The 21,114-nt window shown below is 68.8% G+C and carries 7 protein-coding genes and 2 pseudogenes; 6 read left to right on the top strand and 3 right to left on the bottom strand.

Annotation, left to right across the window (positions count from 1 at the left end):
• Nucleotides 1–34: 34 nt before the first annotated feature.
• Together ACIHEJ_RS38945 and ACIHEJ_RS38940 are read right to left on the bottom strand one after the other, a co-directional pair.
• Nucleotides 35–1,762 (bottom strand): GTPase domain-containing protein, encoded by a 1,728-nt coding sequence (locus ACIHEJ_RS38945; protein WP_400142588.1) that lies wholly within the window; start codon nucleotides 1,760–1,762, stop codon nucleotides 35–37.
• On the bottom strand, nucleotides 1,759–5,442 hold the full coding sequence (locus ACIHEJ_RS38940; protein ID WP_400142587.1) for a GTPase: 3,684 nt from the start codon (nucleotides 5,440–5,442) through the stop codon (nucleotides 1,759–1,761). The genes ACIHEJ_RS38945 and ACIHEJ_RS38940 overlap by 4 nt, the downstream gene beginning before the upstream one ends.
• Nucleotides 5,443–7,045: 1,603 nt before the next feature.
• On the opposite strand from ACIHEJ_RS38940, the gene ACIHEJ_RS38935 reads away from it, so the two are divergent.
• Together ACIHEJ_RS38935 and ACIHEJ_RS38930 are read left to right on the top strand one after the other, a co-directional pair.
• Nucleotides 7,046–7,976, top strand: a protein-coding gene (locus ACIHEJ_RS38935; protein ID WP_400142586.1) for an IS5 family transposase whose coding sequence is annotated in 2 segments (ribosomal slippage) — nucleotides 7,046–7,390 and nucleotides 7,392–7,976 — 930 coding nt in all. Because the reading frame shifts where the segments join, the coding sequence is not laid out codon by codon here.
• A 1,234-nt stretch (nucleotides 7,977–9,210) separates the two neighbouring features.
• A complete protein-coding gene (locus tag ACIHEJ_RS38930) occupies nucleotides 9,211–10,245 on the top strand; it encodes a hypothetical protein (protein ID WP_400142585.1) in 1,035 nt (344 codons plus the stop codon).
• A gap of 483 nt (nucleotides 10,246–10,728) precedes the next feature.
• Here ACIHEJ_RS38930 and ACIHEJ_RS38925 read toward each other — a convergent pair whose 3' ends face one another.
• Nucleotides 10,729–11,814, bottom strand: coding sequence for a hypothetical protein (locus ACIHEJ_RS38925; protein WP_400142616.1), 1,086 nt, complete (start codon nucleotides 11,812–11,814; stop codon nucleotides 10,729–10,731).
• 120 nt (nucleotides 11,815–11,934) lie between these two features.
• On the opposite strand from ACIHEJ_RS38925, the pseudogene ACIHEJ_RS38920 reads away from it, so the two are divergent.
• The 4 genes and pseudogenes from ACIHEJ_RS38920 to ACIHEJ_RS38905 all read left to right on the top strand — a co-directional run.
• Nucleotides 11,935–12,363: pseudogene (locus ACIHEJ_RS38920) on the top strand (transposase family protein); the annotation flags it as partial.
• A 332-nt stretch (nucleotides 12,364–12,695) separates the two neighbouring features.
• Nucleotides 12,696–13,385 (top strand): annotated as a pseudogene (locus ACIHEJ_RS38915) (IS5 family transposase); the annotation flags it as partial.
• A 162-nt stretch (nucleotides 13,386–13,547) separates the two neighbouring features.
• A complete protein-coding gene (locus tag ACIHEJ_RS38910) occupies nucleotides 13,548–16,373 on the top strand; it encodes a hypothetical protein (RefSeq protein ID WP_400142584.1) in 2,826 nt (941 codons plus the stop codon).
• A 55-nt stretch (nucleotides 16,374–16,428) separates the two neighbouring features.
• On the top strand, nucleotides 16,429–20,670 hold the full coding sequence (locus ACIHEJ_RS38905; protein WP_400142583.1) for a hypothetical protein: 4,242 nt from the start codon (nucleotides 16,429–16,431) through the stop codon (nucleotides 20,668–20,670).
• The last annotated feature ends 444 nt before the right edge of the window (nucleotides 20,671–21,114 follow it).

The following is a 21,114-nucleotide window of genomic DNA, read 5'->3' as shown; positions in this document are numbered from 1 at the left end:
CCCGGTGTCCGCGCCTCAGTCAGCCTCCCCGGCCTCATGCGGGCCCGGGGAGAGCAGGGGGGTCCTGCAGAAGTTCGTGGAGCAGGGCCAAGGCCCGGCGAAGCTCATCGACGCGTTCTTTCGCCGTGGCCACGACGGGTTGCAGCCATGGGTCGACCACTATGCGCTCGCGCACCTTCTCGGCCGCCCGCCTCCAGCCTCGGTCGGGGTCGTCGAAGACCTGTTCCCGCAGTTCGGCGGAGATAGCGTCGATACGGGACTGTAGTTCCCGGCGGCGCTTGCGCTCCTGCTCAGCGGCGAGTTTGTTCTCCACCGGTCCCTGGACCAGCGGGGCCAAGCCCGCCGCCACGGAAGCGAATTCGGCGAAGAACTCCGCCCGGGGCAGCCAGGTGCGGGCGCTCTCCAGCCCTTCCTTCGATTTGAACGCAGCGTCCGCCGACGCCAGGTACGCCTCGACGGATCCGGCATCGGCCGCTTTGCGAAGCTCCTCCTTGGCGGTCTGCACCGTCATGCGGTGCCGCATCCAGAAGCTGGCCTTCACCGCTGCGGAGGCGCCGTCCGTGAAGTGGGTCAGGGATCGAGTCTCGTCGGGGGATGCGGTGCGGTCCGCCAAGTCGTGGATCCACGTGTCGAACTGCTTGGCGGCCGGGCGTACACGTTCGATGTCGATCTCCGCGTCGGCCTCGGCAGCCAGCCCCTTCAGCAGCCGGTCCCGGGTTGCGTACCAGGACTCCAGGTACTCCGTCAGCCGGTGTTGTGCCTCTGCCCGCAGCCCCGCCTCGCTCATTCCGGGTATGCCGACGATGCCGTGGAGGGCGCCGTCTATTCCGGTCTGCAGCTCGACGGACGCGGCGTCCACGAGTGTCTCCAGCTTGACGAGCAGAAGTTCCCTGCGCGCCTGCCGGGAACGGGCCTCCTCCAGCACGGGTTCGAGTTCCGCGATCTCTCGGGTGGCCGCCTCGGCGGCCCGTTTGCCTAGCAGACACCAGTAGCGGATCCGTCCGGCCGCCCTGAGGTCGTCGAGTCGTCCGCCGAGTGCCGCCAGGTCGGCGCGCAGATCGGCCAGCCCGTCCCAGTCGGCAGCGTCCGCGTAGTCGGAGCGGGAAGGCTGCGGCTCTGTGCCGACCTGGGCGTAGGGGTCGGCGGACACGATGTGCACCCGGGGCCGGACGTCCTGGTCGCCGAGGTCCAGCATGCGGTCGAGTTCCGCACGCTTTCGGTCGCACAGGGAGCGGAATCCCTCGGGGCTGTCCAGCGGGTCGACGCCGGCTGTGTCGGATTGGGCGATGACCAGCAGCAGGGCGCCGGGGTGGAACAGCGGCCGCGGACCGGTGGAGTAGAACGTGCCAGCGGTAAAAGACCTGATCCACCGGGCGTCGTCCGCCAGGAGTTGCGGGGTGATGACGAGCAGCAGTGCGTCGGTCCGCGTCACGGCGTCGGCGGCCTGCCGGTCGTGTTGGGTGTTGCCGCCGGCCGTGCCCGGGGTGTCGACGTAGGTGATGCCGCGGGAGTCGACCTCGGATGCGGTGGTCGTTTCCTTGCGCCCGCTGATGGTGAGCCACTGCGGGATAGGTGTCCCGTCCTCCACCAGTAGACGCTTGACCAGCGTTGATTTCCCGGCGTCGTAGGGCCCGTGCAGGGCCACGGCGACGGACGGCCGGTCGGCATGCCGCTGCCAGTCCTCCTCTGCCGTCCGCCGCCACTGCTCACCGTGGACCGTTGCGACGGTCTTCTGGACGTTGCCGAACCAGGACTCGCTCATGCTTCCTCTCCCCCTGTGCCTTTGCCCGTGTGCCGTCGGGCCGTTTCCAGTGCCGCGCGTGACAGCGCGATCCGCGTCTCCGCCTCGGCGAGTGCGGCCTCGACCGCCGCCACATACCGGTCGCAGTCGTCCGCTAGCCCGTCCAGTTCGGTGGTGTGCTCCCGCAGGGTTCGCAGGGCCGGCTCACGGTCGCACAGGTCGCGGGCCCGTTCGCGGCCCCAGGCGTGCAACTTCCTGACGGACTCGGCGCGCTCGCTCTCCCGCTCCTCTCGACCACGGAGGTCCTCGACGAGTTCCCACACGCTCCAGGCAGTTCCGGCGATGCTTACGACCGGCCCCGCCGTCTTGAGGAACCGTGCGCCGCGTGCGCCCTCTTTGGCAGCACGCGCCACCTTGTCCAGTCGGGACAGTACGCCGGACACTCGGGACAGCACCGGCCCGACGGCCCGGGAACGGCGGCGGCCGCCCTGCAACGCGGCCACGTCCACGTCGGCGGCTGGCGATGGTCCAGTCGTGGCGGTTGCGTAGGCCACGGCGCTGCGGCGCCGTGCCAGGGAGGCGTTGGTGTCATGGACCAGGCCCTCCACCTGGGCGCGGGTGGCGCGGGCCCACTCGTTGGCCAGCTGAGCGAGCTCCGGGTCGGAGGCGATGCGCTCCAGCCGTGCGACGACGGCCGCGCGGGCGTTCTTGTCGGGTGTGGCAAGTGCCCGGCCGACGAGGTCTTCGACGAAGTCGGCGACGACTCTTTCCAAAGCGGAGGCGCGTTCCGCGGCCAGCGCGCGGGCGGCGGCCCGTCCTGTGCTGGCGTCACTGCGGAGCCTTAGCAGCGCCTCCCGTTCTGCTCGGAGCTGTTCGGTGGCAGCCTCGGTCTCCTCGACCAGGGCGGTCAACAGGTGGACGGCCCGGTCCAGGATTGCGATGTCCGCGGCGACCGCCTTCAGTGCATCGCAGTGTTCCAATAGGGCATCAGCGAATGGCGCGACGCCGTCCCACAGGGCGTCGCCTACCGTGCCGCCGTACGGGGCAGGGGAAAGACAGATAGGTGTCGGCCACCGTCGATGCTGGTTCACCGTCCTGCGCAGGGCCTCGTGTAGCTCCGCCTCCTTGTGCGCGCAAAGCGCCGCGAACGCGCGGGGCGAGTCCTCCGGATCGATGCCGATCTCGTCGGCGCGGCCGATGACGAGCAGCAAGGGCGCGGCTCGCTCGGGGCCGAGCACCGCCCGAGTATCGGTGAGGTCGCCGGCGAGGGCGTTGGCGTTGAAGACGTGGACGATGACCGTGGCGCCAGCCACCGCGAGTTGCGTTTCCTTCGGTGAGGCGTCCTCCCGGCTCTGGAAGCCGGGCGTGTCGACGAGAAGCAGGCCGCTCCACGGGTACTCGGCGACCTTTCGCGTCACCTGACCACCGCCCGAGGCGAGCGACGACGGGACCGATCGCCCGCTCCCGCGGAGCAGCCGGGCGATCAGAGCCGACTTCCCGGCGCTCTGGTCGCCGCAGAAGGCGACGCGGACGTGTCCGTCGCTTGTCAGTTCGTCCAGCTCTGCGACGACAGCCGCGGTTCGCGGATCGGTAGACAGGGCGGTTCGGTGGCGGTCCAGCCATGCACGCCCGGCGCCCTGCGCGGTGGCGGACGCGGTGAGTGCATCCGCCACCCTGGGCGCGACGTCGATACGCGGCGCCGCCGGTATGACGCGCGAGTCCGGCGTGGTGCCTGGCTGCCCCTCGGCGATCCACCCCTCGGTCCATGCCTCGCCGAGCCACAGGTCCGCCGCCCGGCCCACGTAGAGCTCGCACTTGGCCGCAGCCCGGTGCAGGACGGTACGCGGGTCGTCCTGCGTGTCCTTCGGGGGGAGGCTGTCGAGGAACTTCTCCATCGCGCTCAGGCGCGCCGCGTGCGCCGCCGAACTCTTGCGGAGCATCGTCGCGTGTGCCACGGCATCCGGAAGTGCCTCGGCCAGGCACTGCTGGGCGGCGGTGGTGAACGCCCGGCCGAGATCCGCCAGAAGCTGGTCGAACGCCTCGTTGACCGTCCGGCGTGCGTCGGCCCGTGCCCGGCCGAGCTCCTGCTCATGGCGCGCGGCGGCCCGCTTCCGCGACCACGACCCGAGCAGTTCCAGCGTCAGGCTCGCCAGCGCGGCGCCAAAGCCGACCGCGAAGAGGCTCCAGCCGAGGGGATTCCAGATGTTCGCCAGGGCCAGACCGCCGACGAGGCTCGCCCCGATGCCAGCAACCGACAATGTCACGCCCGTCCGATGCAACAGCTTCCCCTTGGCTCCTGCGATGCGCACTCCACGGTCCGTCACGCATTTCACGTCCGCGCGAACGTCTTCTGCCACCAGCTCGAGGTGGGCCTTCAGGAAAGCGGTGAAGTCGTTGCGTATCCCGGACACGGCGTCGGCGATCTCGTCGCCCCCGAACACCTCGGCGGCAAACCTCTCGGGAGCAATCTTCCGGCGCTCTGCCATCGCCCTGTCGACGAGCTGCTCAGCACGGACCAGCGAGGCGGCGCGCAGCGGGCCAATCCGGGCGGTGACCAGCTGGTCGGCGTGGTGCAGCGCCGACCCCCTGGACGGTGCAGGGAGGCGGCGTCCGCGCAGGGTCTCAAGGTGCGAGAGCTCGGCAAGGACGCCTTCGACGGCGCGCCGGTCGGCACTTTCACCGGTCCGGCCGAGTGCTTCTGGGGCACCTAGAACCGCGAGGACGCGCTCGATGCCGAGCTCTGCCTGTGCAGCCAGGGTTTCGAGCTCTTCCCGGGCGGTGGCGTAGTTGGCTGCGGCGCGTATGGCGCAGGTGCGGACCTGTTCGTACAGGGCGGTCAGGCGGAGCCAGGTGGCGTGACCGCCCACTGCCTCGACGAGCAGCGATTCCAAGGCCTGGAGGTTGGACCATTCAAGGAGTACCTCCGCTGATCCGGCCTGGCTGAGTCGCCGCAGGAACCCCTCCGCGTCGTGGCCGGCGTAGGAGCCCCTGACACGAGCGAAAGACGCGTTCTTGGCGCTGAGGGCGATGACCGTGGTCCCGGCCAGGCCGATTGACCGAAGCCCTTGGCTGATTTCGTCCGTGTGCTGGCGCACCGTCCTGGACAGGCTGCGCCGGGCGCGGACAGTCTGCGCCCGCGGCGGGTAGCGCCAGGCGGCGTTGCGCACGTTGAGCACGGCGATCGCGGGTTTGCGGTACGCGACCACCCATTCCGCAACGGTCCGGAACTCGGCCGCCCGCTGGTTCTGCGTATCGAAACATAGGACGACGAGGTCGGATGCTGCGAGAGCCGCGAGCGCCCGGGCGCGCAGTTCCTCGGGGTCCTCCGATCGTCCCCATCCTTCGACGCCAGGGGTGTCGGTGACGCGCAGTTTCCCCGAGACGATGTGGTGAACTTCGGTTGTCCAGTCGCTGCTGCCGGGGGAGACCCGGCTGCCGTCTCCGCCGGTGAGGGCCTCCAAGAGACTGCTCTTGCCCGCGCCGGTCCGGCCGAACAGGGTGATGTTGAACGTCTCCAGGTGGGCCATCCGGTTGCCGACCGCGTCCTCCATCTCCTGGAGGACCCGTTCAGCGAGGAGTTCGTCCTGCTCGGCGAGCATGGCCGCCGCATCGGGCGTCCGGACCCGGACCGCCCGTACCTGAGAGGCCAGTTCCTCTATTCGTGACCGGAGCGCGTCGGCGGCGGCCTGACTTTCCTCCACGGCCCGCGCGCATGCGTCCTGAAGCCCCGTGGCCCGGGCAAGACCGAACCCGCCGCCCCCCGTCATATGACGCCCCCCACGTCCGACCAATGTCCCATTCCATGTTTACCCGGAATCGCAGGAAATCGATCTCGTGATCGGTAAGCTTCCCTAAAGGGGGAAACATGTACAAAAATAGGGCAACGTTCGTCCGCTCTTGAGCGACATTGATCGGGTCTGGAGAACGCTGATTCGGCTTCGGTACCGCCCCCCGAACGGGCGGTCCGCCCTCCGCGTCGACTGGGAATCGACGGCCCGCTACAGCGTCCGCAACCCTCGCGGAGCGGTTCGAAGAGGTTGAGCGGAGGGGGTGTCATGCTCCAGAGGATGAGCCTTACAGCAGCTCACAGCCCATACGATGGGCAACTCAGGGCAGAACGGGTCCGCGCTCGAGCCGTGATCGGGGGACGCGCCGTGGCAGCTACTTGTCAGGTACTCACAGGCACTTGACGGAGGCGTATCGGCCGGACGCGTCGGGGCCTTCCTCGGAAGCGCGTGGCGCGTCCCAGAGGGCCAACTCTCGTTGATGCGATTGAATCTGCGGTCAATTCCCGCTGTCGGGGAGCTGGCATGGCCTCCGGCCAGGTCTGGCGGAGGCAGCCCCTCGCCGTGAGCCATGACTGTCGTTCATCGTCATACGCCCAACGCTCGTGGAGGTTTCATCAACTCAGGGCGGTGCTGGGTGCCAGCAACCGACCCCCGCGCTTTGGGTAGAAGGATGCCTTGGGCCTCAGCGGCCTGGCCCGGACGCAATGTCCAGGGCACTGGCCCCGTGTTGGTCAGCCACTCATTGGCCACCAAGCGCTGTACGACGAACAGGCGCACCTGACGGCTCAGATTCCAGCCCAGCCCCGTGCACAGTTGGTTGCACGAGGGACCATGGCCGTGCTCGGCTCGGAAGTCCACAGTGAACCTTGCCGCCAGCGGACCACGGTCTGGGTGCGCTTCCTTCCACTTGCCATAGGCGGCCTTCGTGTTCTTGGGGATGAATTGCGGGCGGGCAGGAACCATGAACGCCTCCGCGACCCGATCCGCAGGGCGCAGTACTCAACCGCCTCTACGTGCCGGCGGAGAGCAGGCGTGGCTGCGGCCTTCCACTGCAGCCACGCATCAGCGCTGAACTCGAATCCCCGCGCTGCCGGCGACACTGCTGCACCGTCATTCTTCCGGTTCGTCGTCGCCGCTCGTTCATCCTCGGTGGGGTGGCGCATACCCGATAGGTGTCGCACAGTCGGGTCGAGCCGGCAACGGTCCTCGGACAGCTCAGCAAGGAAGCCCTTTTGGAGGAGGTCCGGCAACGCGGCCCGGCAGGCTTCGGGGAGGTTCGACGGGAGCTGCCCGAGGAGCTTGGACGTACTGTGGGCAGCGAGGAACAGGGCGGCCAGCCGAGCGGCTGGAGGAAGCCCGCGGCTGGCGGCTGATGTGAGTGGCGTGGATCTGGTCGGTGCCGCAGCCTTCCACCCCATTTCGCCTCGCTCTCACGAAGTCACCTGAAAGGGATGGCCAACTAGGACTTGTCCACCCGATCATGTGACTGTCTGACTGTTGGCTCGTTGTGTCAGGCATGGGGCGGGGTGACTTGACGGATGGCGAGTGGGAACGGCTGCGGCCGTTCCTTCCGGTCAGCAACGGGCGTTGTGGCCGGTGGCGGGATCATCGGCAGGTGATCGACGGGATCCTGCACCGGGTGCGGACCGGGGTGCAGTGGCGGGATCTGCCCGAGCGGTTCGGTCCGTGGAAGACGGTCTATGAGCGCCACCGGCTGTGGTCGGCCGACGGCACCTGGGAGTGTCTGCTGCAGCAGGTCCAGTCCGCGGCCGACGCGGCCGGTGAGATCGACTGGGACATCGCGGTGGACTCCACCATCGTGCGTGCGCACCAGCATGCGGCCGGTGCTCGCACCGATCCGCCGCCGTCCCCGACTCAAAGGGGGCCGAAGTCCCAGAACACCAGGCCGAGACGCCGTGGCAGAGCCTGCTCGCCCGCCTGGTGGAGGTGGTGCAGGAGGTGAGGGCCTGGGCCGCTCGCGCGGCGGGTTCACCAGCAAGCTCCACCTGAGCGCCGACGGGTGCTGCCGACCGCTGTCCTTGGTCGTCACCGGCGGCCAGCGCGCGGACTGCACCCAGTTCGAGGCCGTCCTGGAGAAGATTCGTGTCCCCCGCGGCGGGCCGGGCGGGCCCCGCACCAAGCCCGACAGCCTCGCCGCGGACAAGGCCTACAGCAACGGCCCGTGCCGCCGGTACCTGCGCCGCAGGGGCATCCGGCACACCATCCCGGAGAAGACCGACAGCCAGGCCGCCCGCCGGCGCAAAGGTTCGCGCGGCGGACGGCCACCCGGCTTCGACGAAGAGCGATACAAGAAGCGCAACACCGTCGAGCGGGCGATCAACAGGCTCAAGCAAGCCAGGGCCGTGGCCACCCGTTACGACAAACGCAGACACGTCTTTCTCGGCACTGCCACCGTCGCAGCCCTCGTCATCTGGCTCCGCACATGATCGGGCGGACAAGTCCCAGGGGTATTGGGTCACAATCCACGTTTGCCGTGCTGCGCACATTGCGGCCGGACGAGAGATTGGGTCAGAGGCTGTGCAGGACGGCGGTTACATTGCCGAGAACGGTGGGCGCCGGGGATCGGGGTCGTGGGCCGGGGTGTCGGGCAGGAGCCAGACGGCGCCGTCCGCTCGTCGAGAGGGTGCGGGCCGTTGAGAGGCGAGGGATAATGGACATGTGCGCGGTGGGCACAGTTGATGACGCACCGATGGACACCAGAAGTCACAGGCGTCTTAAGACGGCCCCGCTTTGCGCTGCATGGCGCTGAATAGCGCTCTTCTCCCCGGTCTCCTCTTACAGCGCTCCCAGGGGAGAGGGACCGAATAGATCTGCTGGAGCCGACTATGGCATTCGATGAATACGATTACGGCTGGGATCGCTGCGCGAAATGCCGCACGCTATTTTTCAACGGCGCCTATGATCCGACCACAGTGGACCCACAGCAACCAAGCGCCCCCCTAGATGCTGGAGGTTGCGCCGCCGCTAATTTCCTACAGGGCTCTGGGTTTGGTGTCCAGGGGGTACACATTGCGGAGCATTCACTTCCACCGTACGTCATCTATCGCAATCTCAGCGGCTACGGCCAATTCCCGCCCGATTACGGCTGGAACTACGGTTGCCGACGATGCAAGTGGTGCAATGGGTTGCACGCCCTTCCGACTCTCAGCCTCAGCAATCAGGCTTGCTCGGGAAGGCCACTCCGACACGAAGGGGACGATCTACTCGGACCTATACTCGTGCGTGATCGGCATGAAGGTGACACGGTGCGACGCATCGTCCCCCAAGCGATGCCGGCAACCGCTTTCGACGCGTCAGAGACTGGGTGGAAACAATGCCTGAAGTGCCACCTCATCTTTTACGCAAAAGACACCCAGGGAGTATGTCCGTCTGACTTCAACGGGCATCAAGGTGCTGATGGCGAATTCCAAATCGTGAAGATTTTTCCACACTGACCACCATAGGCTGGACTGGCACAGCGGCCGTTCCTGCCGGTTCGAAGATCCACTGCCGCCGTTCACTGTCCGAAAAGACATCCCACAGACCCATGAACCGAAGCCCACGAGGAAGCGTTCGGCCAGGCTCCAGGCCCCCGATATAACGCGATCGCATGATCGACCGGACAGCTCCTAGAGGCCCGGAGGTGCAAGCTGATCCGTTTCCCATCGTGAGGAGAAGTACATGGAGATTCGGCCGCTTGAGGAGCTGCGCGCTGCGGACGATCTGTCGCTGGCGTTCAACCCCTGCGGGCTCGGCGGCCGTATGAGGCCCGAAGACGCCACGGAGTTCCAGCAGTGGCAGATCGCCGACTGCGACTTGGCGGAGGGCGTCGCGGCAGGAACACGCAACTCCTTCGAGCGGCTGCGCACCGTCTTCGCCTACAGCGTGCTGTGTTACGACGTGTACACCATGGTCGGCGACCAGGCGCTCCTGATCTACGAGCAGGCGTTGCGCGACCGCTTCATGGAGTGGTGCTCCGGCACCATCACCTTCCGTCTCCCCCAGGCCCCGGACGTCTCCTACACCGTCACGTCGTACGACGACGTCAAGAAGCGCGCAGACAGGATGATGCGGCAACGCGCGAAGCTGGTCGTCGACACCCACGCCATCGAGTTCAACGGGATGCTGCACGGGCTCCGCCTGTGGGCGCGTACGGCGGGTCTGCTCCGCGGGCGGCGCAGCCGAGCGGTCGAAGACGCGCTGGCCAAGCTGCGTAACTACGTTGCCCATCCCTCCGGCCACCATGTCGATACTCCTGTCGGGGCGGCCCGAACGGTGCGGGACCTGGCGGAGCTGATCAACCAGCTGTGGGGGCAGGCCACCCCCGATGAGCGCCTGTACCCGGCACCTCTGCACCGGGAGATCACCGTGCTGAGCTGGAACGGTTCCGGGCAGGCACGGATGGAACCCGCCGGCGCGCTCACCGCCCCCGACCCCATGGAAGATCACGAGAGCGACGAGTACCAGTACGTCGTGGTGCGGGCCATCCCGTTCATTCCGGGCAGTCGCTCAAATGACGCTCACTGGGCGGAGTTCGACACCCGCTACGAGACCACACGGTTCCCGACGGATTACCTGTGGGGCCGGGCACCCGCGAGGAGGCCCGTGCGTGGCTGGAGCAGGAGCGCCCCGAGGGGGACGGCGTCGACTTCACCGACCGGGTGTTCCTCGTCCAGGACCGCGGGCGCCTGCTGCCGCCGATACGGCCGGAGGTAGCGGCCGGGCTGCCCGAGGACGAACGGGTCGGGGTCTGGCATGCCGTGCGGGCCGACTTTCCTGACGACGCCTTCGCGCACGTCCGAGGCTCCGGGGATCACCGCGCCGGTCACGCCCGCCGCCCAGGAGACTGTCCTGCCTGCTCTGCTGAGGTCCTTGGCTCCGGCGCCTACGACGAAGCCCTTCGTGCTGCTGCCGCCGCTCTGGGACCGATCCAGGCGGTGCACCTGCCCTCCGTCCGGCTCCCCTCGTCGATCTTCTGGCCCGACCGACCGTGAGCAGTAGAACGTGAGTAGACGGGTGGCAGGCCAACAACACCAGTCGCCATGAATCATGTCCCGGCTGCGACGTGGTTGAGGTTGTCGTTCGTCTGGCGAGTGGTCGCCATGCCTATCACACCCATGAGGGCGACCGGTGCAAACTTCCGCCGCAGTAAGGCAGGCTTACGGCCGGTGGTCTGGCGTTCTCAGCTCCGCTCTGTGATCAACGGCTGCAGGGCGTGGGGATCTGGTTTCCCCAGCGGTGACCGCAGGTGGACCACTTACCGCGGCCGCAGGGGCAGGCGCGGCTGCCGCGCGTGGGGTGGAAGGCGCGCCAGTACGTACGGCGGGTGAGCGTTGCCGCTGATGTCGTCAGGCCGAAGTCGTCCACGATGGCCAGGCCATCTTCGAGAACGTTCAACATGTGGGTGCCGGCGGAGATCAGGGAGTCGGCAACTGCGAAGGCGACGGTAGGTTCCAGAACTTGGACAGATCCTCCGTCAGCGAGCGACATGGGAGATCGGGCGTAACTGCGCACCGTGACAGCGCTTGAGGTGTGTACGAGCGGAGGTGTGGCGAAGGCGATTCTGGCTCCGAAGGCGGGGTGCGCGGCGTCGGAGAGCAGGTCATACCACTTCGGGAATCTGTCATCGCCCGTCGCTTTGGTCAGCTTCTTCACGAGAGTCAGGACGTTGGTGGCCTGGAGCTGTTCGTTGCTGCCGTTCATCCTTGAGCCAAACCCGGCCTTCAGCAGGACAGGAGCAAGCGCCTCGCGGACAAGGGCGGGACGTTTCAAGGAGTCTTTGGCGGCGGCTTTGCCGATCCGCCATGCCTCAGCGATGGCGTTCTGCTCGTCTACCAGGGCTCCTGCTTCTTCGATGAGAGCCCGGGCCGTGACCGCGCCGGAAGTGATACGCCACCGGGTCAGGTTGTCCAGGGTGTCAGCGAGGAGGTCGGCGCTGCGCCAGGCGTGGACGAGCCACCAGCTGACCAGTCGTGTGTGCAGCTCAGGGTAGACGACAGCTGCTGCCGGATCGCGGACTCCGGCTTCGGACGCCTGGTCCACAGCAAGGACGGTTGCACCATCGTCGGAACGGACATACACCCAGTCCTCAGCCTCCCGCCGGGCAACTCGTTCCCACTTTTCCGCAGCGCGGCCTTTCAGCGGGGCCAACAGCACTTCGGTGGTTCCCGCATCCTCGGTCATGGAGCGCAGCGCGGTGACACGCTCGGTGAGTTCCGTAAGGGCAGCGGTGCGCTGACCGCCCAGCGCCTCAGCAACCGCCTTGGCAAGTCCGGTTTCATCCATGCTCACCGCACGAGACCTTAGCGGCAAGTCCCCTTGCCCGTGAGGTGTTGGTGTGGCTGAAGACACGCGGAGTGGCCACCCAGTTGGGGGCTCCGGGGGCCTGGCCTGCGACCGCAGGGCGAATCCACCGCCCACGCCTGCACCAACACGGTCATCTACCTGCTCGCCCAGCGCACCCCGGATCTGCTGAAGGTCCGGCGAAAGGCCGACCCGGACTTCATCCTGCTGGGCGGCACCCTGGGCAAGTGCGACCGGGTCGGCGCCTCACGCGCCGACTACTCCCACAAGCACCGCCGGCACGGAGTGAACGTGCAGGTGGTCACCGATCCGGACGGCCGGCTGCTGTGGCTGTCACCCGCGCTGCCGCGCCGGGCTCACGACCTGACCGCTGCCCGCACCCACCGCATCATCCGCATCTGCGAGCGCCAGGGCGTCCCGATCCTGGCCGACCTCGCCTCCCAGGGCGCCGGCCCCTGACTGCCCACAGGCATCCGACGATCCCTGCTGGAACTCAGCCCCACCGGGAAGGCCGTCAACCGGGCCCTGGCCCAACAGATTGGATAAACACCCGTAGAGAGCCTATCCAGACGGCTACCCTCAACCCTGCCGGGCGTGGCACCCAACGGAGGGCTATTGGTCTAGTCCTCTTCAGCGACTTGCGGCCTAGCGAGGTCACCTTCGCGACGGGCTCGCCCCCGAGGGTGGCAAACCACCGTCCTGGAACACCGTGGCCCGCGAGATCTCGGAGCAGACCGGCGTCCCTATCTCGGGTCCGTACCTGTGGGAGCTTGCGACGGGCAAGCCCGGCACGAACGTTACGCTGCGCCACCTAAGGCACTCTCTGACTATTTTCACCGACGTATCTCCTACTTCGTCGATGACGAGATCGGCGCTGGTCGGCGGATGGCACATGGGATCGGATCCTTCGGGCTGTCCAAGCTGACGCCGACGCGGAGGGGCGGATCGACTGGAGCGTTGTGAGCGTGGATTCCACGGTGTGCCGTGCCCACCAGCATGCCGCCGGGGCCCGTCACCGGTCGGCACCGGTGCCTGGACGCCGCAGGCGGCCGGTGCAGCACCGGCCTGACGAGGCGATGGGCCGCTCACGCGGCGGGCTTACCACCAAGATCCACCTGGCGAGTGACGGCGGATGCCGGCCACTGTCCATCCTGATCACGCCCGGACAGTGGGGTGACGCGCCGCAGTTGATCCCGGTTCTGGAACGTATCCGTGTCCCACGCCCGGCGGGCGGGCACCCGCGCACTCGCCCTGGCCATCTGTGCGGCGATAAGGCGTACAGCTCCCGTCGCAACCGCTGCTACCTGCGGCGACGGCAGTTCCAGTACACCATCCCGGAACGCAGGGACCAGCGGGCCAACCGGCAGCGGCGCGGAAGCCGGGGCGGTCGCCCCGCTGGTTTCGACCGGGCGCTCTATACCCGCAGGAACGAAGTTGAGCGGACGATCAACGCGCTCAAGGGCTTCCGGGCCGTGGCGACCCGGTACGACAAGAGAGCGTTCGTCTTTCACGGGACGGTCGCTGTCGCCGCGATCCGGCTGTGGATCCGTTAGTGATCCGCCGGACAGTCCTTAGGTCGTTCACCGGCGAACGACCGCACCGAGCCCGGGTGCACCGCACGGACCGAGCCCGCCCCGAAGCCGACAAAGGGTGCATATACCTCACCCGTTTGCCACACTGAGGAGAACGGGCGGCCGACGGAAGGCGGTGCCGCGATGACTGCCGATCCGTTCACCATTCTGCGGGTCGAGGACATGCTCCTGCTGCATGTTTCGGTGATCAACCTTGAGCGCGACGGCTCCCGGCTGGTGCGCGAGAACGCGGACGAACCGGCGGTGCTGCTCTTCGGGCTTCCGCCGCAGCACGTCGGCGAGTCGGACGTGCCCGGTGCCTTCCCGCCGACGGTCCCGGCGGTCTCGGCCGGGCCGAGCAGGCTGGCGTTGCTGCTCCCGGACGGCGAGGACGGCATCGACCTCGCCTCGGAGGCGCTGCTGGCCTGGGAACTCCTGCAGAACACCACCGTACCGGTGTCCATACCTCCCGACGACGGCGAGATCTCCGTCTTCGGCGGACTGCCGCGCACCGCGATCGAGTTCCCCGCCCGCCTCCTGCTGGGGACCGAGAGGGACAGCGGATGGTCCTTCGCGCACGGCCCGGTGTCCAAGGACGGGCACGCACCGCTGTGGCGCGCGGCGTTGACGAGACAGGACGGAGCCGAGGGGCTGCTCAAGGCATTCGCCGCCTTCACGGACACTCCGCAGCGCATCAGCTCCCCCATCAGTGACGACAACCTGCGGGACCTCATCAAGCTCACCAGCGCCGGCGAGCTGATCTTCAACGGCGTGCCGGTCGAGGGATTCCAGCGTGAGCCGCTGCGCGCCGAACGCTTCATCCTCACCCCGCTCGGCGCGTGCGTCCGGATGAGCGGCGACTTCGCGCCGCTGCCGGGGATCTCTCTGCAGGGCTACCACCACGAGGCGGAACTGGGCCGGGACCAGTACGTACGGGTCGTCGAACGCGGCTTCCTGAGCTCGGGCCACGCGGCGGTCCGCACGAACACCGCCAAGCGCAGGTTCGTGGCCCAAGGGGACGGCACGGTGGTCGCGTACCTGGTGAGGGAGGACCGCATCACCGTCACCCAGCCCGAGCAGACGTACGGGGAGGGAGTCGACTATCACCATGTGGGCCAGAGCATGCCGTTCGCGGCGCTGCGCATCACCGACACCATCACTCCACCGCTCGCCCCCGCCGACAACACCCACCTGGTGAAGCTGGAGGGGTCCGGTGAGCCGTTCCGCTTCACCGTCGTCGGCACCGACACCGAGCAGCGCCACGTCACGTTCACCATGCCGCTGATGTTCTTCACGCTGAACGAAGTCTCCAGCCTGGACGTGGCCGGGATCTACGGCTCCGCTCCCGAGGACCTTCGCCGGGTCACGCTCCAGGGCCAGACCATGGCCCTGACGCCGCTGCCGGACGGCGTGGAGTCCGGTGCCACGAGCATGCCGGTCGGGTCGCTCACCTTCACGATGGCCCCCGTGTCCGGTCATCCGCTGGGCGCACTGCCGGAGATGCAGCTTGCCACGGCCCGGGTACACGCCGTGGAGCAGCTCACCGGTTCGCCCGCCGAGCGGCAGGTCGCCCTGCGCCGGGATTACGTCGCCAACGGGTTCGCCGCCGCGGGTCCCAGCTCCGCCTTCCTCGATCTGGTCGACCCGCTGGCCGTGAGCTTCGCCGCGGAGAAGGCCGGCGGTCTCGCGCAGCCGTCCTCGGTGGTCCAGGCGATCACGGCGAAGGCGGGGCTGCTGCCACAGGACTTCGCCGGTGCCGCGACCGCTGTCAGCGTGGACCAGCTCCAGCACATCTTCGGCGACGCCAAACTGCTCGGCTCGGTCGACCTGTTCAAACTGCTCGAGCCGGTCGCTCCCGCCGGAATCAACGGTCTGGCCCAGCTGACCGGCCCGCACGCCGACGAGATCATCGCCGACCGGCTGGCGAGGGGTCTGCTGCCCGTGCCGATCCTGCGGGCCCGCGAACTGGCGAACGGCCGGGAACTGCGCTACTTGTGGACACCCGCGCTCCATCAGGGCCGGACCCCGTTGGTGCCCGGGGCCGACTTCGCCGCGATCAACCTGAAGAACGCCTCCCTCACGCTGGAGGCCACCACCGTCTGCACGCCGGACGCCGCGCAGCAGTCGACCGTACGCGGCGTACTGACCGGCTTCGGCCTGGACTTCGCCGGCCTCCTGACCGTCGACTTCGGCCGGATCGAGTTCGTCACCAAGCCGGGCAGCCGGCCGGTCCTCAACGCCTCCGGTCTGCAGGTCGGCTTCAAGAGCGCGCTGGAATTCATCAACACGCTCAAGGAACTGCTGCCGAAGGATGGCTTCGGCCAGGGCGCCTACGTGGACGTCGACCAAAGCGGGATCAAGGCGGGATACACCCTCGCCGTTCCCGCCGTGCAGTTCGGCGCCTTCAGCCTGAGCAATGTGTCACTCGGCGCGGAGCTGCGGATCCCGTTCGACGACCGGCAGGTGGTCACCTTCCGCTTCTCGGTCGCCGAGCGGTTCCACCCGTTCAACCTGACCGTCGGCATCTTCGGCGGCGGCGGGTTCTTCTCGCTGACGGTCAGCCCGGCCGGTATCCAACTCATCGAGGGGGCACTGGAGTTCGGCGGCAACACCTCGCTCGATCTCGGGGTCGCCAGCGGCGGCGTCCATCTGATGGCGGGGATCTACTTCGCGTACAGCGATCAGGCGGTGCAGCTCACCGGGTATCTGCGCTGCGGCGGCTATCTGTCCGTGCTGGGTCTGGTCAGCGTGTCCGTGGAGTTCTATCTGAAGCTCACGTACGTCAAGTCCGGCAACCGTACGGAAGTGTACGGCGAGGGCACCCTCACGGTCAGTGTGAAGGTGGCGTTCTTCAGCAAGTCCGTCTCCCTCGGACTGCAACGCCGCTTCGGCGGCTCGGGCGACCCGAGCTTCGCCGACTGTGTGAAGCCGGGCCACTGGGACACCTACTGCCTGGCCTTCGCCCCCTGAGCCGGGCGCGCCACGGGATCCGCGCGGGACGAACGAGACGAAGGGGAATCCACTCGTGACGATCGAACAGCGCATCCAGTGGGTCGTCCTGCCGGCCGGCCTGTCGCCCGACGGGACCCAGGCCCTGGTCTCGGTGTTCGTGGCGCCCCGGCTGAGCGTCGACGGCGACGGCCAGGGGGCGACCCTCGCCCCGTTCGAGGACTTCCTCGACTGGCCGGCGCTCCTGGCGAACGCCCGGTTCATGCTCGACACCGCGACCGTGGACGAGGGCACCGGGCGCAGCACGGCGGCCGGTGCGCCGTTCGGCCCACTCACCCTCGCCGGGAATCCCGCCGACTCGAACCTCTGGAAGCGGTTCTTCCACCCGGACACCCCGCTGGATTCCTTCGCCTTCGACGACTACGCGCCACGGGCGAAAGTGACCTATGCGGCGGCGGACCTGGCCAGAGCGGGCCGTCGGGCCTACGCCGACATCGCGTCCGCCTCGCCGACCGAGCTGCCGGACCCCGCGGCCATGAGCGGGTTCGCCGGATTCCCCTCGAGCGAGGACATGCCCGACACCCTGCAGAACGTCGCCGAGAAGCTCGACGACGCCGACGCACGAGCCGCCGACGACCCCACCGGCAACGTACAGCCGGATCTCTCCTCGGCCCAGGAGCAGTTCCTCGCTTTCCATCCGCAGATACGGGACGGGTCCACCGGGGCGGGCGAGCTGCCGGAGCCGCCGCCGCGGCCCGATAAGCCCAAGCCCGACTTCCACCAGATGCTCTCCGCCCTCGGCGACCATCCGGCGCTGCTGCGCCGCCTCGGCCTGGTCATCGACCTGGCCCTGCCGGTCGACCAACTGCCGCGCACCCATGGGGGGCTGGGCCTGGTGCTCGTCCCCACCGTCCCGTCGGCGCTCCCGGACTCCGCCAATGTCCCGGACACGCCGGCCACGTTGTACGTCCTGGACCAGGACGGAAACTTCTGCGCCGCCGCCTCCGGATCCGATCCGCTGGGTCCGCCCGCCCGCGGGCTGCTCGCGCTGCCCGTCAGCGAGAGTGACGACGGCGTCGAACGGCCCGACACGTACCGCATCGAGCAGACCGACACGGACGGTACGAACCTGAAGCTGCTCGCCGCGTCCGCCGCCGCCGATGCGCCGCCCGAGGGCTCACCCGCCCCCGCCGCGCCGCCGACCGTACGGACCACCGGCCTCGCCCTCGTCCACACCGGCCACGCACAGGCCCTCCAGTCCGATCTCCTGCACGCCGCCGACCAGCACCGGCAGCGGGACGATGACGGCCTGACCACGTTCACCTCGGAAGACCTGGTGCGGGGCTACCGGGTCGACGTCAACGACCGGGGGAAGTGGCGGTCCTTGAACGAACGCATCGTGAGCTACAACCCGCCCGGCGCGCAGGCGGGCACTCCGCCCATCGTTCCCCCCGTCACGGACGAGGGTTTCGTGCAGACCGGCCTGATGCAGCCGGACGGGCCCGACGGCCGCGTCCATGTGCACGAGCACATGGTCACCTGGAACGGCTGGGCCCTGTCGGCTCCCCTGCCGGGCAATGTGATGGTCGACGGTTACGACCCGAACGGCGGCCCCGGTACACCGGACCCGACGGCGGGACCGCAGCCCGTCCGCAATGAGGCATTCACGAAGCTGCCACTGGAGATCGAGACCGCTCCGAAGCCGGGCAGCCTGCCCCGGCTGCGCTTCGGTGCTCAGTACAAACTCCGTGTCCGCACCGTCGACCTGGCGGGCAACGGCCCCACCGTGGACCAGGCGACGGACCGGATGGACCAGGACGATCTGGCGCTGCCCGTCGGCGGGACGACCTTCCGGCGGCACGAACCGGTCCCGGCCCCCCTGCTGCTGCCGCGCTCCCCCTTCCTGGAGGGAACCGGCGCGCACCGGATGGTGATCCGCAGCGACGACGGGCAGTCCACCGCCGCGTACGCCGCCGCCTTCAACGCATCCCCGCTGGTCGCCGGTGGGACGCATCCGCCGTACCTGCCCGTCGACGAACGGCATCTGGTGGCTCCGAAGGCGTCGCTGGAGTGCGTCGAACGCCACGGCAAGCTCGACGACGCGATCGCCTCCGGCAACTCGACGACCCGGCAGGCGGTGTACCAGCTCGCCGTACGGGAGTCGGGCAGTCTCGACGATCCCGGGCTGCCCGGCTTCCGGGCGGCGCCCGATACCCCGGGGCACCCCGGCGGTTACACGCTGCACACCGGGGAGTCGATCCAGGTGCCGTACCTGCCCGATCCACTGTCGCTGGGCGTGGTCTTCCACGGGCTGCCGGGCCTGCCCGAGAACCAGCGGGACGAGCCCTTCGAGGTGCCGTGGGCCGGTGCGCAGTGGCACACGCCCCGGTCGTTGCGGCTGCGGGTCGTCGAGGGGTCCGGGCCGCCGGTTCTCGACGCGGCCGCCCGCGTGCTGACGGTCTCGCTGCCCAAGGCGGCGGTGGCCGTCGTACGGGTCAGCTCCAAGGTCCGCGTCGACGAAGGGATCATGGGCATGCTGCGCTGGTGCCACGACGAGCTGGGCGACAGCAGCGACGGCTTCGCCGCCATCATGAACGCGGCCCGGAGCGGCCGTCACTGGATGCTCACGCCCTGGTACGAGCTCACTCTGGTCCATGCCGTGCAGCACCCCCTGATGGCGCCCGTCCTGGAGATCCCGGACCTCGCGGGGCGTGATCACGGTGAGACCGCCGAGCACCTGTCGGGAACGGTCGGCGTGGACCCCGCGAGCACCGACCGGATCGATCTGTTCGCGGAGTGGACCGAGGTGACCGACGACCCGGCGCAGGAGGAGCCCGGTACGCCGCAGGACCGTGCGGCGCCGGTCTTCGGGCTGACGCTGCCGAAGCCGCCGCTCGAGGGGAGCGACGTCCCCGACGACCCTGCCTCCCTCCCCTTTGTCCTGGCCGGCGGCACGCTGTTCTTCAACACCCGGGCGGCCGAGCAGGCGCGCGCCGACGGCGACAGCAGCATTCCGCCGACCTTGCAGAAGCAGGAGTTCGGCGATACGAAGCACCGGACGGTGCGGTACCACGTGGTGGCGACCACGCCGTTCGCCGACAGCTTCCCGGCCGATTTCGGGGACCATCCCGAGCAGCAGTTGCTGTCCCGGCCGGGTGAGCAGCCGGTCGACGTCACGCACACGGTGTTCAGCAGCGCCAAGCCGGCGGCGCCCAAGGTGATCGACGTCGTGCCGACCCAGTCCTTCGACGCGTCCGGTTCCCTGCCCGGCACGCTCACCCGCCGTCGGCTCGGCGGCCTGCGGGTCTATCTGGAGCGGCCGTGGTTCTCCTCCGGCGAGGGCGAGTTGCTCGGGGTGCTGGTCCGGGACGAGGGGAGCGACGCGCCGGAGTCCTCGTACCCCTTCATCAGCGTGATGGGGCGCGACCCCATCCACGTCTCGGCGCCCGTCAGCGCGCCGACGGCGTCCGCCTTCCCCGGCGCCGCGACGGTCGCGGCGGGCCTCCCCTTGCCGGAGCCCTCGGACTTCACCGCCGGCTTCACGGTCACGGCCGTCGGCTACGAGCCGCGGTTCGACCGGGATGCCGGCCGCTGGTTCTGCGACATCGATCTCGACACCGGGGGCGCCTACTTCCCGTTCGTCCGGCTGGCGTTGACGCGCTTCCAGCCCGACTCCCTGCCGGGTGACCATCTGTCGCAGATCGTGCTCACGGACAACCTGAGGGTCCTCCCCGAGCGCGTCCTCACCGTGGCCGGCACGGATCCCCTGCTCGTCCAGCTGTCCGGTCCCAACTACACCGTGCCCGGCGGGGCCGACACGGGCGTGCGTCCCGCCAGGGCGACGGCGTTCCTCCAGGAGCGCGATCCGGAACTCGACGACGACGCCGTCGCCTGGTTCACCCTGGAGGACAGCGCGTCCCCACTCGACCGCGTCGACGACGTCTCCCTCTCCGCCTCCGACTACACGGGGCAGCTGCCCCTTCCGGGCGGTGGGCCGGACAGCGGGGCGGCCCGGAGGCTCCTGGTCGTCGAGGAGGCGGTCACGGTCGCCTACCATCCCGAGGATCCGGAGTCGGGGACGCAGGGCAGCGTCGTGTACATGGACACGGTGAATGTGGAATCACCGCACCACGACGGCCCGCACCCTGGCCCGCACGGGCCTCACGATGGGCCACATGACGGGCCGCACGGCCCGCACGACGGCCCGCATGACGGTCCCCACGGCGGACCGCACGACGGACCGCACGGTCCACATGACGGTCCCCACGGCGGGCCCCACGACGGACCGCACGGAGGGCCTCACGGTCCCCACCACTGAGGAGGCGGCCATGGGGCTGTTCCCGGATCTCAAGGACGACCTGCTGGAGCGGGACGCCGGTCTGGACAAGGCGCTCCACGACGCGAAGGAGACCCCGTCCGGGCAGGCGCTCGGCAGCGAGCCGGTCGTCGTCGTGGCCCTCAACCAGCAGGAGCCGCACTTCTTCACCGGACAGCTCGAACTCGAGGTCCACTACTCGGCGAGCCTGCTGAAGGCCACCGCCATGTGGGCGGCACACGAACTGCTGCGCGCCGCGAACGAACTGGTGGATTCCTTCGACGCGCGACCGCCTCCGGCCGACGTCATCACCATGCTGCGCGACACGTTCAATCCGCTCATCGACGCGCAGCGGGTGGCCCAGCTCCGAGGGGTGGACATGGGAAACACCCTGCTTCCGCGCTGGGACGACGTTTTCGACGTGCGAGCAGATTCCTTCGTGGAATT

This window comes from Streptomyces sp. NPDC052301, assembly GCF_044593395.1.
Lineage (GTDB): Bacteria > Actinomycetota > Actinomycetes > Streptomycetales > Streptomycetaceae > Streptomyces.
This window is presented reverse-complemented; position numbering and strand designations above follow the sequence as displayed.